This window comes from Flagellimonas nanhaiensis (genome assembly GCF_003382275.1).
Classification (GTDB): domain Bacteria; phylum Bacteroidota; class Bacteroidia; order Flavobacteriales; family Flavobacteriaceae; genus Flagellimonas; species Flagellimonas nanhaiensis.
In genome coordinates this window covers 974,544-989,365 of sequence record NZ_QTJX01000001.1, presented here as the reverse complement: position 1 = coordinate 989,365, position 14,822 = coordinate 974,544, and the positions used below count along the sequence as shown (strand labels likewise).

Genomic DNA, 14,822 nt, shown 5'->3' with positions numbered 1-14,822 from the left:
GGAATGAAGAAAAGAACCATTGAAATAATGGACACTACCCTACGCGATGGGGAACAAACATCAGGAGTATCTTTTTCTGCCTCGGAAAAGCTTACCCTGGCCAAACTTCTTTTGGAGGAGCTGAAAGTTGACCGCATTGAAGTGGCCTCTGCAAGGGTCTCCGAAGGGGAATTTCAAGCTGTCAAAAATATTACGGACTGGGCTGCTTCTGAAGGTTATCTCTCCAAGGTTGAAGTATTGACGTTTGTTGACGGTGGGGTTTCCTTGGATTGGATGCAAAAAGCTGGCGCCAAGGTCCAGAACCTATTGACAAAAGGCTCCCTAAACCATTTGACCCATCAGTTAAAGAAAACCCCGGAGCAACATTTCAAGGATATTGAAACCGTAGTTGCCAAGGCTCAAAAGTTGGGGATTGAAACCAATGTCTATTTGGAAGACTGGAGCAATGGTATGCGAAATTCCCGCGAGTATGTTTTGCAGTTTCTAGATTTTCTTACAACGCAGCCAATAAAACGAATCTTATTACCAGATACCTTAGGTATCCTTACACATTTTGAAGCTGGAGAGTTCATTAAATTAATTGTGGAACGCTATCCAGATACCCATTTTGACTTCCACGGGCATAATGACTACGATTTAAGCGTCGCTAATGTCATGGAAGCCCTTCGGGCAGGATGTCATGGTTTGCACCTAACCGTCAATGGTATGGGTGAAAGGGCCGGTAATGCCCCACTGGCCAGTGTGGCTGCAGTAATAAATGATTTTTTACCTGAAATCTCTATCGGAGTAAAAGAATCTTCTTTGTATAAAGTAAGCAAATTGGTCTCCGCATTTACAGGTTTTGGCATTCCAGACAACAAACCAATTGTAGGAGGAAATGTTTTTACTCAAACTGCTGGAATACATGCTGATGGAGATAGCAAAAAGAATCTTTACTTTAATGACTTGCTTCCGGAACGATTTGGAAGAAAACGCGAATATGCCTTAGGCAAAACATCAGGAAAAGCCAATATTCAGAAGAACCTTCAGGAGTTGGGATTGACATTGAATGAAGAGGAACTGAAAAAGGTTACGGAGCGTATTATTGAACTAGGCGATAAAAAGGAACGGGTCACCAAGGATGATCTCCCTTACATCATCTCAGATGTGCTGGATACCGACCGATTGCAACAACGAGTTTTTGTAAAATCCTATGTATTGACGCACTCCAAAGGTTTAAAACCCTCTACTACCCTATCCATAGAAATTGAAGGAAAGACGTATGAGGAAAATGCGCAAGGCGATGGACAGTTTGATGCCTTTATCAATGCGCTAAGAAAAGTCTACAAAAAAGAAAACAGGGAATTGCCCAAGCTGATAGACTATGCAGTTCGTATTCCCCCAGGGAGTAACTCGGACGCTTTATGCGAAACCGTAATCACTTGGCAAACCCATGAAAAAGATTTTACCACCCGCGGGTTGGACTCTGACCAAACCGTTTCTGCCATAAAGGCAACCGAAAAAATGCTCAATTTAGTTTGATATAGAAAAAAATAATACATGAATTTAAAAATTGCCCTTTTGGCCGGGGATGGAATCGGCCCCGAAGTAATTGACCAAGCCGTAAAAGTATCCAATGCCATTGCCGAAAAATTCAACCACAATATAGAATGGACTCCTGCACTTACCGGTGCTGCGGCCATTGACGCTGTTGGAGAACCTTATCCTGATGAAACCCACGATATCTGCCAGGCTGCGGACGCCGTTCTTTTTGGAGCTATTGGACACCCGCGCTTTGACAATGACCCATCTGCCAAAGTACGTCCAGAGCAAGGTCTTCTTAAAATGCGTCAAAAACTGGGGCTTTTTGCCAATGTACGACCAACCTTTACTTTTCCTTCCCTGATCGACAAATCCCCATTGAAACGGGAACGTATTGAGGGCACCGACCTAATCATCCTCAGAGAGCTTACGGGAGGGGTCTATTTTGGCGATAGAGGCCGTAAGGATGGCGGTGATACCGCTTTTGACACCATGACCTACCAACGGTTTGAGGTGGAGCGTTTGGCTCGAAAAGGATTTGAGATGGCCCTGAAAAGAGGCAAAAAACTCTGTTGTGTCGACAAGGCCAACGTATTGGAGGCTTCCCGGTTGTGGAGAGAAACCGTACAGGCTTTGGAAAAAGAATATCCAGAAGTGGAAGTGACCTACGAATTTGTGGATGCGGTTGCCATGCGCCTGATCCAATGGCCCAAAGGATATGACGTCATCATCACTGCCAACCTATTCGGAGATATCCTTACAGATGAAGCCTCGGTTATTTCGGGTTCTATGGGATTGATGCCCTCCTCTTCTGTTGGAAGTGAGGTTTCCCTTTACGAACCTATCCATGGATCCTATCCGCAAGCAGCTGGAAAGGACATTGCCAACCCATTGGCCACCGTATTGTCCGCAGCCATGATGTTCGAGGATTTTGACCTCAAGGAAGAAGCAGAAGCTATTCGTTCCGTGGTCAACAAATCCTTGGCCGAAGGTGTGGTCACCGAAGATCTTGCCGATGGCGGAAAAGCATACAAAACCAGTGAGGTGGGCGACTGGTTGGCCACAAACATCTAAGATTAAAAGCATCTTCTTCTAGATGCACTCCTATTTTATAATTCCCGGACAAAGTCCGGGTTTTTTTATGGGTTTAACTCCCATACCAACTCCCAACCCGCATCCGTCAATTCAGAACTGTGTCTTGTCAATTGCCCGCTCTCCTTCAGCAATTCCCTTGGTATTTTTCAAGATAAACGTAAAACACGACTTCATGAAAAAAACATTGACAATGGGCCTATTCGTTTTAGGTCTTATAGCGCATGTAGGCTGTAGCAAGGATGGTGACTGTACCGAAAAAACCTTCCATGCCGACATGGATAGGGACGGCTTTGGTGATCCCTCCAAGTCCCAAAGTGCCTGTGAAAAGCCAGAAGGCTATGTACTTGATAACACCGACCCCGATGACAACAACAAGAACATCTTTCCAGATTGTGAACAGGTTACCTATTTTGCCGATGAGGATGGGGATGGATTTGGCGATCCGCAGAACTCACAGACCCTTTGCTCAGGACAAACAAAACCTGAAGGTTATGTTACCGACAATACCGATTGTAATGATGTGGACCCCAACCAGAACCCAAATATCATGGTCACCTATTATGCCGACACGGACGGAGATGACTTTGGAAATCCCAATGAATCACAAACAATTTCCATTTGTGACATTATTCCAGAGGGTTATGTATTGGACAACACAGACTGTGATGACACTGATGACCAGATTCACCCCAATACAGAAGATATACCCAATGATGGTATTGACCAAAACTGTGATGGTAAAGACCGGGTTATATGGACGGGACCAGATAAGGTATTTACAAAAAATGCACAAGATGACTGGACCGATCCTCAATTTCAAGATGAAATTACCGAAAAGGTTGTTTTTACACGTCAAGACAACGACTACTTTTATAATCGCCAATGGTGGTTGGACAACTTTGGGCAAGATGCATTACATGTTCCCAATACTGGATCCGATGTAGCTTGGGAGTTTTGGGGGCCACCCACTCTAAGTATTAAAAATATGGGTAACATTATTTCAACGGGAGGTCCACAAGGAATTCGCTTTGCCCTTTTGGATTCTGGAGACTCCCCCAACACCCAATGGAGTCAATTCAGTCTTTACGGCACTCTTGGGGATGAGACCCATTTTTATAGTCTTCATAATATTGCCTCAATTGCCTTTCACTTAGATAACGGTATTTGGTTTCAATCCATAATAAATATTCATAACATTCAAGTATGGAATGGTCTAATTTCCGATGTCACGCCTGATGCATCAATGGAAGCCTTGGTGGGTCAAAAACTTGGAGTATGGTTAATGGAAGAGGATATCTTTTTCACACTGACCTTTACTGAATGGACACCAACAAGTGAAGGAGGTACTATATCCTACACCCGTTCTACACCAGAATTCTAACCTAACAAAACAGGAAAAGCCAAACTGCCAAACTAAAAAGCTCCCTTTAACACAGGGAGTTTTTTTATGGGTTTGACTCCCATACCAACTCCAAACGCACATCCGTCAATCAAAAAGCGGCATCGGTCAAATCCTCATCAGATAAAGGTTTTACAAAAAGTACTTTCACCTCCAAAATCAGATAGTTGGTCCAATTTTCAAGGGTAGAATTTGACATTCTTACCTCTGAAGATTCGAGCAAAACTTTATGTTAAATCTAATATTTAGGTATGGCACTCCAAGAAGAATTTGAAAAACAAGGTGTATGGTTGTTTAGGTATAGAAGTTTTCTACCCATTATCATTTTATTGATTGGCATTGCGCTATATCTTCGAACCGAAGCATACCCAGAAACATTCTTTCTTAAAGAAACTCCTTTTGAGGTTTATTATCAATTACTGTGCTTGTCTATAGGACTCTTGGGGCAATTTATCAGGGTTTATGCTGTCGGATATGCCCCTAAGAACACTTCGGGAAGAAACGTAAAGGGGCAGGTAGCGGAAAAATTGAATACCACGGGGCTGTATTCCCTGGTAAGACATCCTTTATACCTGGGCAACTTTTTTATGTGGTTGGGGCCAGCAATGTTGACAGGTAATTTTTGGTTTGTAATTGCATTTTGCTTTTTGTTCTGGGTGTATTACGAGCGTATTATGTTTGCTGAAGAGCAATTTTTAAGAAAGAAATTTGGAATTACTTACTTGCAATGGGCTCAAAAAGTGCCTGCTTTTATTCCCAATTTTACGAATTTCGTGAAACCCGACCTGCCTTTTAGTTGGAAAAAAATACTTAAACAGGAGAAGAACGGTTTCTTTAATTTGTTTACGGTATTCTTTCTTTTTGATATTTCCGGAAAGTTGGTCAACACCAACCATAATCTTAATTATTACTTCTTATCTGCCTATATCCTAAGCGGAATTGCCTTTCTCATTTTAACCTATCTAAAAAGAAAGACCTACGTCTTGGATGAGGAGGGTAGATAGTGCAAAAGCTGTATTCCCTTTTACCTCCCATTGAAGAACTTAATATCCGTCAATCCAAACCTCACATTTGTCAATTGACGCACTTTGGAGAATGATCATCTTTTTACTTTTCAACCAATCATTGTCAGTTGTCCATCCAAAACACAATCAATGATGACAAAATAAATTAACAAAAGATCATGTTTCATTTTTAACACTTAGCTATGAATACCCACAAAGATTTTAGTTTACCCAGGCCCAGACTATTCAATACAGTCATTTTTTCAGGCCTAAATAGCCTATCTAAACTGACTCTAACAATCCTTTCTCTCTTGATTCTTATCTCTTGTGGAAAGGACAAAGATTGTACTGAAAAAACCTATTATGCGGACACAGATGGGGATGGATTTGGTAATCCAAAAGTCTTCAAAAGTGAATGTTCAGAACCTACAGGATATGTCACGGACAGTTCAGACCCAGATGACAGCAACAAGCACATCTTTCCAGATTGTGAGCAGGTCACCTATTATGCCGATGAGGATGGGGATGGATTTGGCAATCCGCAGAACTCACAGACCCTTTGCTCAGGACAAACAAAACCTGAAGGTTATGTTACCGACAATACCGATTGTAATGATGTGGACCCCAACCAGAACCCAAATATCATGGTCACCTATTATGCCGACACGGACGGAGATGACTTTGGAAATCCCAATGAATCACAAACAATTTCCATTTGTGACATTATTCCAGAGGGTTATGTATTGGATAACACGGACTGTGATGATACCAATGCCACTGTATTTCCTGGAGCAACTGAAATCCCTAATGACGGCATAGACAGTGATTGTGATGGCACCATAGAAAACGTAATCTGGACAGGTCCAGACCTTGTCTTTTCCAAAGTTGCCTTTGCGGATTGGACCGACCCAGCCAACCAGGACCGTTTAACCGATTCTGTAGTTTTTACAAGACAGAATAGTGGCTCCATGTACAATTATCAATGGTGGCAAGATACTTTTGGGGAGGATGCCATTCATATAAATAGTGAAAGTTCCGACCTATCTGCCGACTTTTGGGCTGATGATATAGAAGCAATCAAAGATATCCAAACCATAAACCCTTCCGGTGGTACTAAAGGGGTACGTTGGGCTCTTTTGGATGCCACAGGAGCAGATACCCCTAATCCAGCATGGGACGACTTCCCGCTTTACGGCACTTTGGGAGACCCGACCCACTTTTATAGTTTCCATAATATCGCAACAATTATAAGGCGCCTTAATGATGGAATTCTCATTGACACAGTCCTTGATGACTTCATTGTAGGTGATGGATATAATGAAGTTGTAATGGATCAATTGGTTGGAAAAAAATTAGGGGTATGGTTGGTAGAAGAGGATATATACCTTACCCTAACCTTTACAGAATGGGGCAAAGGACAAGGAAATCCAGGAGGTACAATATCCTACACCCGTTCCACGCCACAGAACCAATAACCACTTTAACTTTAGGTTGTACTTCAGTTTGTTTGTTTTTGAGGAGCAAGGGATTTGATCTCTTGCTCCTTTTCTTTTTAACCGTTATGAGTACCATTGGAAAATTACACATTTGGACTTGTCAACGGATATCAAAAAGCCTCTTGGCCAAAACATTTTTTTCCATGTCAGGCCATAACTATACTGCTCTAGGGACGCATCAATTCCAATTCACTATTCTTTGGGCAACATACTAAAACAGTTTGAATTAGCGTTATTAAATTTCATGTAATCTTTTTCTCACTAAAATGTAATATAAAGTAATGAATGTATATCAATCCAAAATAACAGACTCTAGCACCATTAAAGACCTATCGGTGCCATTTACTCCTGACATTTTCTTTTTGTTTATCTCCCCTTCTTTTAAAAATGTTGAAGGGTTTCTTGATGAGCTACATGCAAAATTTCCAAATACCAAGTGCATTGGTTGCTCCACAGCAGGTGAAATCCTCGGAGACCAAGTGCTTGATGACACCATTGCCCTGACTGCAGTATCTTTCGATAACACACGAACTGAAATTACTTCGGTTAGTATGAAGGAATACCAAAATGACAGCTTCAAGGCCGGGAAGAAAATCAGTGAAGCTTTAATGGCAGATGATCTAAAACACATTTTTGTATTGAGTGATGGTCTTATTGTAAATGGAGCGGAATTGGTTAAGGGGCTTCATGCCAACATCTCACCAGCCGTTAGTATTACTGGTGGATTGGCCGGTGATGGTTACGATTTTGAAAAAACATTCATTGTCCACAATGACAAGGTCATATCCGAACAAATTGTGGCTTTAGGTCTATATGGAGATCAGCTCAAAGTAGGTTTTGGGTCCAAAGGCGGATGGGACAGTTTTGGAATAGAGCGTACCGTCACTAAATCAAAAGACAATATTCTTTATGAGCTTGATGGTCAGCCTGCCCTAGAACTCTACAAATCCTTCTTGGGCGAAAAAGCCAAGGAACTTCCGGGGTCTGGACTTCTCTTCCCCTTGAGTATGAGAGATGAGGAAAATAAAATTCCGGTGGTACGGACCATTTTATCCGTAAATGAAGAGGAACAAAGTCTAACATTCGCAGGAAATATTCCCCAAGGAGCTTATGTACGCTTGATGAAGGCCAATATTGATAGAATTATCAGCGGTGCCGAACAATCGGCCCAAATCAGTAAGAAGGGAGCGGAAGATGAACATCAATTGGCATTTCTGATCAGTTGTGTTGGACGAAGGTTGGTTATGAAGCAATTGGTAGAGGAAGAGGTTGAAGCCGTCAACGAAGTGTTTGGGAACAACATTTTCACAACCGGATTCTATTCGTATGGTGAGATTGCCCCTTTTGACAAATTTTCGGCATGCACCTTACACAACCAAACCATGACCATTACCACTTTTTCAGAATGAGTAAACAACACAGACTTTTACAGCGGCAAATAAAAAAGGCCGGCTTCGATGAAGCTGCCCAGAAGAAGCTTGCAGATTTCTTTTCATTGATCGATGAGGCGTATAGGTCTTTTGACAACGATTTGAGCCATATTGAAACCGTTTTGGAAAAAAGCTCTCAAGAGCTTTTTCAGGCCAATCAGCAACTAAAAAGCAATGTAGAGACAATCAGCGACCAGCTTTCCAGAGTGGCAGGAAACATTACCGAAGTTATTTTTGAAGCTGATCTTGAGGGAAAATGGAGTTATTTGAATCCGGCCTGGGAAGATCTTTTGGGCTATTCCACAGAAGAAAGCTTGGGGCGACCCTATTATGAATTCATTAAAGATCTTAATGGAAAGCCATTTGAGGAACTAACCATTTTGCAAAAGTCTGATTTTACCTCTACCAAAATTAGTGTAGAGACCTTGACCGCCAATAATGAAAAAAAGTGGCTCGACATTTCAGTGAAAAGGCTAAACTCCAGAGAAGGAAAACCTGAAGGTTTTATTGGAACCATGGCCGATATCACTGCGCAAAAACAGGCAGAATTTGAGCTCATTGAAGCCAAAGAAAAGGCAACCATGGCCAGCAAGGCCAAAGATGATTTCTTGTCCACAATGTCCCATGAAATCAGGACACCTTTAAACGCCGTCATAGGGGTAAGCAACTTGCTACTTCTTGAAGACCCAAAAAAGGAACAATTGGAAAATCTACATGCACTCAAATATTCTTCAGAGCACCTACTGGAGCTTGTGAATGACATTTTAGACTTCAATAAAATTGCGTCTGGCTCGATAGAACTCGAAGAGACAGATTTTAATCTTGATAGGATATTGGATGGCCTGAGAAGCATTTTTCACCATAAGGCCAAAAGCAAGGATATCCGATTTACCATTAAAAAGGATAGTGCCCTACCCTCCATGCTTGTTGGGGACAGTACTCGAGTCACCCAAATTCTGTCCAACCTGATCAACAACGCCATAAAGTTTACCGAAGAAGGTAAAGTTGTGCTGGACATTGAACTTGAGCACGAAAATCAGGATTTTGCAATGATTCGGTTTGAAATCAAGGACACCGGCATAGGAATATCTGAGGACAAGCAAGAAAAAATATTCCAGTCGTTTGCCCAAGCAGATTCAAACACTACCCGAAAATATGGAGGAACCGGACTAGGCTTGGCCATATGCAAGAAATTGGTGGAGCTCATGGGCGGCGAGCTTTGGGTTGAAAGTACCGAAGGTAAAGGATCTACCTTTGGTTTTGTACTTGAATTCCTTAAGAGCAAGGTTGAGGAAGATGAGCGTGAGGAAGATCAATCATCTGAATCATTTAACATGGATGATGTGGAAAGCCTTAAGGGAATAAAAATCTTGGTAGCCGAGGATAATCACCTTAACATACTTGTAATCAGTAAATTTCTTGCCAAGTGGGACGTCATCTTTGAAATAGCCGAAAACGGTAAGCGGGCCGTAGAAATGGCAGAGGAAAATTGCTACGACCTGATTTTAATGGATCTTCAAATGCCAGAAATGAGCGGATTTGATGCCACAAAGATTATAAGACAAGGCAATAACCCTTTAAATAAGACCCTTCCAATTTATGCGCTTTCTGCTTCAGCTGGCATAGACATCAGAAACAAAATAAAGCATTATGGCTTAAACGGTTTAATATGTAAGCCTTTCAATCCCAAGGAATTGTATAGAACCTTATCCAAGATTGTTCACGAAGGAAGCCCTGCCGCATAGCGGATTTTGACAGTGGTCAAGATTACAAAATATAATCGGTGCTCAAAAAGTTGCTCACTTTGGCCTCCAACAATTGTTCTATGGTTTCATTATTGAGCTCATTGTCCTTAAAGGCCACAAAGGTCCTAACCGAAAAGGAACGTAGGGCATCATGAACACTTAAAGTTGACTGGGCAGAGTCCTTGCGCCCTGTAAACGGGTATACGTCGGGTCCGCGTTGACAGGAACTATTTAGGTTCACCCTGCACACTAAATTGGCCAAAGTATCGATTAGCGGTGATAGGGTATACACATCCTTTCCAAATAAACTTACTTGCTGACCATAGTTGGATTCTGCCATATCATCCAATGGTTCTTCTATATCCTTGAAAGACAACACCGGAATAATGGGACCAAATTGTTCTTCTTCGTAAACCCGCATGTCCTTGGTTACTGGGTATAGTACTGCAGGCCAGATGAAGTTGTCAAAATGCTTGCCGCCTTTTTTATTCTTCACTTTGGCACCTTTTTCCTTGGCATCGTCCAACAGCTCTTGGATGTAAGCCGGTTTTCCCGGTTCTGGCAGAGGGGTCAGTTTAACGTCTTTGTCCCAAGGGTTACCAAATTTCAAAGAATCCACCTTTGCAGAAAATCGTTTTAAAAATTCTTCTTTGACATCTTCATGCACATAGACCACTTTTAAGGCAGTACAACGCTGTCCATTGAAGGAAAGGGTGCCTGCTATACATTCGTTTATGGTAAGGTCCAAATCGGCATCTGGAAGTATGATGGCGGGATTTTTAGCCTCTAGGCCCAAGACCAGACGAAGTCTGTTGCTCTTGGGGTGTTGCTCTTGCAAGGCATTGGCAGATTTACTGTTTCCAATCAATGCCAAAACATCTACTTTTCCTGTTTTCATAATTGGACCAGCCACTGCCCTACCCCGTCCAAAAAGAATGTTGACAACCCCTTTGGGAAAACTGCTCTGAAAAGCTTCCAATAATGGCGTTATCAACAATACTCCGTGTTTGGCCGGTTTAAAAATGGTAGTGTTCCCCATGATGATTGCCGGAATCAACAAAGCAAAAGTTTCATTCAATGGATAGTTGTATGGGCCCAAGCAGAGTACCACGCCAAGTGGACCTCTTCGAATATGGGCATATACGCCATCATGCTTTTGAAACTTAGCCGAGTCACGGTCTAGCTGCTTGTAATCTTCAATGGTATCATAAATATATTCCACCGTGCGATCAAACTCTTTATAGGAGTCCGGCATCGATTTACCGATTTCCCACATTAAAAGTTTGACGACCTCTTCACGTTTCTCCTCCATTTTTTTCACAAAAGACTCCATACATTCAATGCGGTCCTTTACCTTCATGGTGGGCCAAACTCCCTGTCCATTATGGTATGCAGAAATGGCCGCATCCAGAGCCTCCATAGCTTCGGGTTCTCCCATGTCAGGTATACTTCCCAATGGCGTGTGTGCGTATTCTTCCGTGGAAGAGATGGTGGAAATCACAGCTGAGGTGTTGCCACTCCACTCCCTTAGTTCTCCGTTGATCAAATAGGTTTTCTGATGGATTTCCTCTGTAATACGAAATGCTTCGGGAATTTCTGTTCTGGCAACTGACATATGCTAAATTTTTAGTTTTCTATTTCCTCAAAATGAATCTAATTTCATCCAAAATTAGGGCAAAAAACATTGGAAACCTCTTCATTTTCAAAGGTTTTACATCGAAAACGATTGAGTTGCCCTTTTATCAAATCAAGGACGGGATTTGTTATGGGGTTCACACCAAATATTGGAAGAGATCGGGCTTATCGTTCAAATAATCCCCGTAAAAATTATTGGCCTTCATCCGCTCCACCAAGGGTTCCAAATCATCTGGAGATTTCAGCTCAATCCCGACAACTGCTGGGGCATTTTCCCTGCTTGACTTTTTAGAATATTCAAAATGGGTAATGTCATCCGTAGGTCCGAGAATATCGGCCACAAACTCCTTTAACGCCCCGGGACGTTGCGGAAACCTGATGATAAAATAGTGCTTCAATCTACTGTACAATAGTGCTCTTTCCTTGATTTCTGCCGTACGGGTTATGTCATTATTGCTTCCGCTTATGATGCAGACCACATTCTTGCCCTTGATTTCTTCTTTAAAGTCATCCAAAGCAGCAATGGTCAAAGCACCTGCCGGTTCCACTACAATGGCATCACGATTGTACAACTCCAGTATGGCTTGACATACCTTACCTTCAGGCACGGTTTCCATGGCATATAGATGGTCCCTGCAAATTGGAAAAGTATATTTCCCAACTTTTTGTACCGCAGCCCCATCTATGAACTTATCAATATCTGAAAGCTCGACCAATTCCCCTTTTTCAATGGACATCTTCATGGAAGCTGCGCCTTGTGGCTCAACACCAATAATCTTTGTTTTTGAGGATAAAGCTTTAAACACTCCGCAAAGCCCCGAAGCCAGTCCACCTCCCCCAACTGCCACAAAGACGTAATCTATGGGTTCTTTGAATTGTTTCAATAGCTCTAAACCAATGGTACCCTGCCCTTCAATCGTTTTAGGGTCGTCAAAAGGGTGTACGAATGTTTTTTGATGTTCTTTACAGAACCGCTGGGCTGCTTTATTGGAATCGTCAAAAGTATCCCCGTTCAATATCACCTCTACCCATTTCCCTCCGAACATTTTGGTCTGTTCTATTTTTTGACGGGGTGTTACGGAAGGCATAAAGACGGTCCCTTCAACTTGTAAGTGGTTACAGGCAAAAGCCACTCCTTGTGCATGATTGCCAGCACTGGCACACACTACCCCTTGTTGAAGCTCTTTTAAAGAAAGGGCGCTTATTTTATTAAACGCCCCCCTTATTTTATAACTGCGAACTCTGTGAAGGTCTTCCCGCTTCAACAACACATTGGCCCCATATTGCTTTGAATACCGGATACTCTCCTGTAATGGGGTTTCTTCAGCTATCTTGGAGATTGTCCTTGCTGCTTGCTGGACATCTGATAGTTTTGGAAAATATGTCGCTGCCTTTGTATCCATAAATCAAAGACCTCCTTCATTTTGCTTTAGGCAATAGGTTTCATAGCAGTCATGGAAGCCCTTAGTCTAGCGCCAACAACTTCTACATCGTGTTCTCGTATGGCTTTGTTCACCGAAATCAGTTTGACATTGTCCACTCCGTTGTCCTGGCCTTCTCCAAAAGTCTTACCAACAACATCTGTGTCTATGTTTTTCATGAAATCAGTCAAAAGCGGCTTACAGGCATGATCGAACAAATAGCAGCCATACTCTGCAGTATCTGATATAACCCTGTTCATCTCAAACAATTTCTTCCTTGCAATGGTATTGGCAATCAAAGGAGTTTCGTGCAGAGATTCATAATACGCAGATTCGCCAATGATTCCTGATTCTGTCATGGTCTCATAGGCCAACTCCACACCAGATTTCACAAAAGCAACCATTAGCACACCATTATCATAGTACTCCTGCTCTGAAATATCATCATTCCCTGCAGGGGTCTTTTCAAATGACGTTTCCCCAGTCGCAGCTCGCCAATCCAAAAGGTTCTTATCGCCATTGGCCCAATCTTCCATCATGGTTTTGGAGAAGTGGCCGCTCATGATATCGTCCATATGTTTTTGGAAAAGAGGTCTCATAATACCTTTGAGCTCCTCAGCAAGGTCAAAAGCTTTGATTTTTGCTGGATTTGACAAACGGTCCATCATATTGGTGATTCCACCTTGTTTTAATCCTTCGGTAATGGTTTCCCATCCGTATTGGATCAATTTGGAAGCATAACCAGCATCTATCCCCTTCTCAATCATTTTATTAAAGGAGAGTATAGATCCTGTTTGCAATAAACCGCATAAAATGGTTTGTTCTCCCATTAAATCAGACTTTACCTCCGCTACAAAGGAAGACTCCAATACGCCAGCTCTATGGCCTCCGGTTGCGGCAGCGTATGCCTTTGCTTGTTCCAACCCTTTACCTTCAGGGTCGTTTTCTGGATGTACAGCTATCAATGTGGGAACTCCGAATCCTCTTTTGTATTCTTCCCTGACCTCAGAACCCGGGCTTTTTGGTGCAACCATGATTACCGTAAGGTCCTCTCTTACTTGCATCCCCTCTTCCACGATATTGAAACCGTGCGAATAGGAAAGCGTTGCTCCCTTTTTCATTAGCGGCATCACCGTGCTTACTACATCAGTGTGTTGTTTGTCGGGAGTAAGGTTTATCACCAAATCAGCTGTAGGGATCAATTCATCATAGGTGCCTACATTAAAATTATTTTCCTTGGCATTTTTAAAGGATTGGCGTTCTTGTTGAATGGCGGCCTCTCTTAGTGCATAAGAAATATCAAGACCGGAATCTCGCATGTTCAATCCTTGATTAAGCCCTTGGGCACCGCACCCAACAATTACAATCTTTTTTCCTTTTAAGGCTTTTACCCCATCTGCAAACTCACTGGATTCCATGAATCTACATTTTCCCAATTGGGTCAATTTCTCGCGAAGTGGCAGCGTGTTGAAGTAATTTGTCATTTTCTGTTTTTTGGTTTATGCTTTATTGTTCTTGAAATTCTGCTAAAATACTTGTGATTGGCATTTCCGCTTTTGTTACCGCAATCCTTCCCGATCTAACAAATTGCATAATACCATAGGGTTCCAGGGCGTCATGCATTTCGTCAATTTCATGGCGTCTACCCGTCTTGGCCAACACAAAAAAGTCTCGGCTAACGGTAACTATCTGCGAGTTGCTCTCTTTGATGATGTTCTGAATCTGACGTTCATCAAACAACAAACGAGAAGCTATTTTAAATAGAGCAGACTCTTGATAAATGATTTCATCATCTACGTGATAGAAGGCCTTTATCACCTCAATTTGTTTCTCTATCTGCCCTACTATTTTTCTTGTCCAGTCTTCAGTGGTATAAACCACGATAGTGAATTTTGAAACATGTTCAATTTCTGATTTAGAGACATTTAAACCTTCTATATTAATGTGTCTCTTTAAGAATATTCCGGAAATTCTATTGAGTAGTCCCACATTATTTTCCGCATAGACCGAAATGGTGAACCATTGTTTTTCCATAGTGTTTTTATCCTATTGCCATTCGATTCTAAAGGTCAATCC

11 protein-coding genes are annotated in these 14,822 nt (G+C 42.1%); 7 read left to right on the top strand and 4 right to left on the bottom strand.

All coding sequences use genetic code 11. From position 1 onward, the window contains the following. The first annotated feature begins 3 nt into the window (after positions 1-3). The 7 genes from DX873_RS04545 (at position 4) to DX873_RS04515 (ending at position 9,690) form a co-directional block, all read left to right on the top strand. Positions 4-1,521, top strand: coding sequence for an alpha-isopropylmalate synthase regulatory domain-containing protein (locus DX873_RS04545; RefSeq protein ID WP_116183316.1), 1,518 nt, complete (start codon positions 4-6; stop codon positions 1,519-1,521). Positions 1,522-1,539: 18 nt separating this feature from the next. Continuing rightward, complete coding sequence (gene leuB / locus DX873_RS04540) at positions 1,540-2,595, top strand: 3-isopropylmalate dehydrogenase (protein ID WP_116183315.1); 1,056 nt, start codon at positions 1,540-1,542, stop codon at positions 2,593-2,595. A gap of 193 nt (positions 2,596-2,788) precedes the next feature. Then, the gene (locus tag DX873_RS04535; protein ID WP_116183314.1) at positions 2,789-3,997 is read left to right on the top strand and encodes a MopE-related protein; all 1,209 of its coding nucleotides are present in this window, start codon (positions 2,789-2,791) and stop codon (positions 3,995-3,997) included. Between the two features lie 269 nt (positions 3,998-4,266). Then, the gene (locus tag DX873_RS04530; protein WP_116183313.1) at positions 4,267-5,019 is read left to right on the top strand and encodes a methyltransferase family protein; all 753 of its coding nucleotides are present in this window, start codon (positions 4,267-4,269) and stop codon (positions 5,017-5,019) included. A gap of 203 nt (positions 5,020-5,222) precedes the next feature. Then, positions 5,223-6,494: a putative metal-binding motif-containing protein gene (locus DX873_RS04525; RefSeq protein ID WP_116183312.1), complete on the top strand. Its 1,272-nt coding sequence runs from the start codon at positions 5,223-5,225 to the stop codon at positions 6,492-6,494. 302 nt (positions 6,495-6,796) lie between these two features. Continuing rightward, entirely contained in the window at positions 6,797-7,924 is a 1,128-nt protein-coding gene (locus tag DX873_RS04520) for an FIST signal transduction protein (RefSeq protein WP_116183311.1), read from the top strand. Beyond that, positions 7,921-9,690, top strand: a complete 1,770-nt coding sequence (locus tag DX873_RS04515; protein WP_181899436.1) for a PAS domain-containing hybrid sensor histidine kinase/response regulator — start codon at positions 7,921-7,923, stop codon at positions 9,688-9,690. The genes DX873_RS04520 and DX873_RS04515 overlap by 4 nt, the downstream gene beginning before the upstream one ends. Positions 9,691-9,712: 22 nt before the next feature. Here the strand turns inward: DX873_RS04515 and DX873_RS04510 are convergent, their stop codons facing one another. The 4 genes from DX873_RS04510 to ilvN form a co-directional block, all read right to left on the bottom strand. Continuing rightward, positions 9,713-11,305 carry an NADP-dependent glyceraldehyde-3-phosphate dehydrogenase gene (locus DX873_RS04510; protein ID WP_116183309.1) on the bottom strand — a complete coding sequence of 531 codons (1,593 nt, stop codon included), beginning with the start codon at positions 11,303-11,305 and terminating at the stop codon, positions 9,713-9,715. A gap of 157 nt (positions 11,306-11,462) precedes the next feature. Next, positions 11,463-12,728, bottom strand: a complete 1,266-nt coding sequence (gene ilvA, locus DX873_RS04505; protein ID WP_116183308.1) for a threonine ammonia-lyase — start codon at positions 12,726-12,728, stop codon at positions 11,463-11,465. Positions 12,729-12,754: 26 nt separating this feature from the next. Next, entirely contained in the window at positions 12,755-14,230 is a 1,476-nt protein-coding gene (gene ilvC / locus DX873_RS04500; protein WP_116183307.1) for a ketol-acid reductoisomerase, read from the bottom strand. A gap of 22 nt (positions 14,231-14,252) precedes the next feature. Continuing rightward, on the bottom strand, positions 14,253-14,780 hold the full coding sequence (gene ilvN, locus DX873_RS04495; protein WP_116183306.1) for an acetolactate synthase small subunit: 528 nt from the start codon (positions 14,778-14,780) through the stop codon (positions 14,253-14,255). Positions 14,781-14,822: the final 42 nt, after the last annotated feature.

Bases quoted from the DNA above. Each gene is read 5' to 3' on its own strand.
- DX873_RS04530 (WP_116183313.1), top strand. From the start codon at position 4,267: ATGGCACTCCAAGAAGAATTTGAAAAACAAGGTGTATGGTTGTTTAGG.
- DX873_RS04510 (WP_116183309.1), bottom strand. From the start codon at position 11,305: ATGTCAGTTGCCAGAACAGAAATTCCCGAAGCATTTCGTATTACAGAG.
- DX873_RS04515 (WP_181899436.1), top strand. From the start codon at position 7,921: ATGAGTAAACAACACAGACTTTTACAGCGGCAAATAAAAAAGGCCGGC.
- DX873_RS04535 (WP_116183314.1), top strand. From the start codon at position 2,789: ATGAAAAAAACATTGACAATGGGCCTATTCGTTTTAGGTCTTATAGCG.
- ilvC (WP_116183307.1), bottom strand. From the start codon at position 14,230: ATGACAAATTACTTCAACACGCTGCCACTTCGCGAGAAATTGACCCAA.
- DX873_RS04545 (WP_116183316.1), top strand. From the start codon at position 4: ATGAAGAAAAGAACCATTGAAATAATGGACACTACCCTACGCGATGGG.
- DX873_RS04520 (WP_116183311.1), top strand. From the start codon at position 6,797: ATGAATGTATATCAATCCAAAATAACAGACTCTAGCACCATTAAAGAC.
- leuB (WP_116183315.1), top strand. From the start codon at position 1,540: ATGAATTTAAAAATTGCCCTTTTGGCCGGGGATGGAATCGGCCCCGAA.
- ilvA (WP_116183308.1), bottom strand. From the start codon at position 12,728: ATGGATACAAAGGCAGCGACATATTTTCCAAAACTATCAGATGTCCAG.
- DX873_RS04525 (WP_116183312.1), top strand. From the start codon at position 5,223: ATGAATACCCACAAAGATTTTAGTTTACCCAGGCCCAGACTATTCAAT.
- ilvN (WP_116183306.1), bottom strand. From the start codon at position 14,780: ATGGAAAAACAATGGTTCACCATTTCGGTCTATGCGGAAAATAATGTG.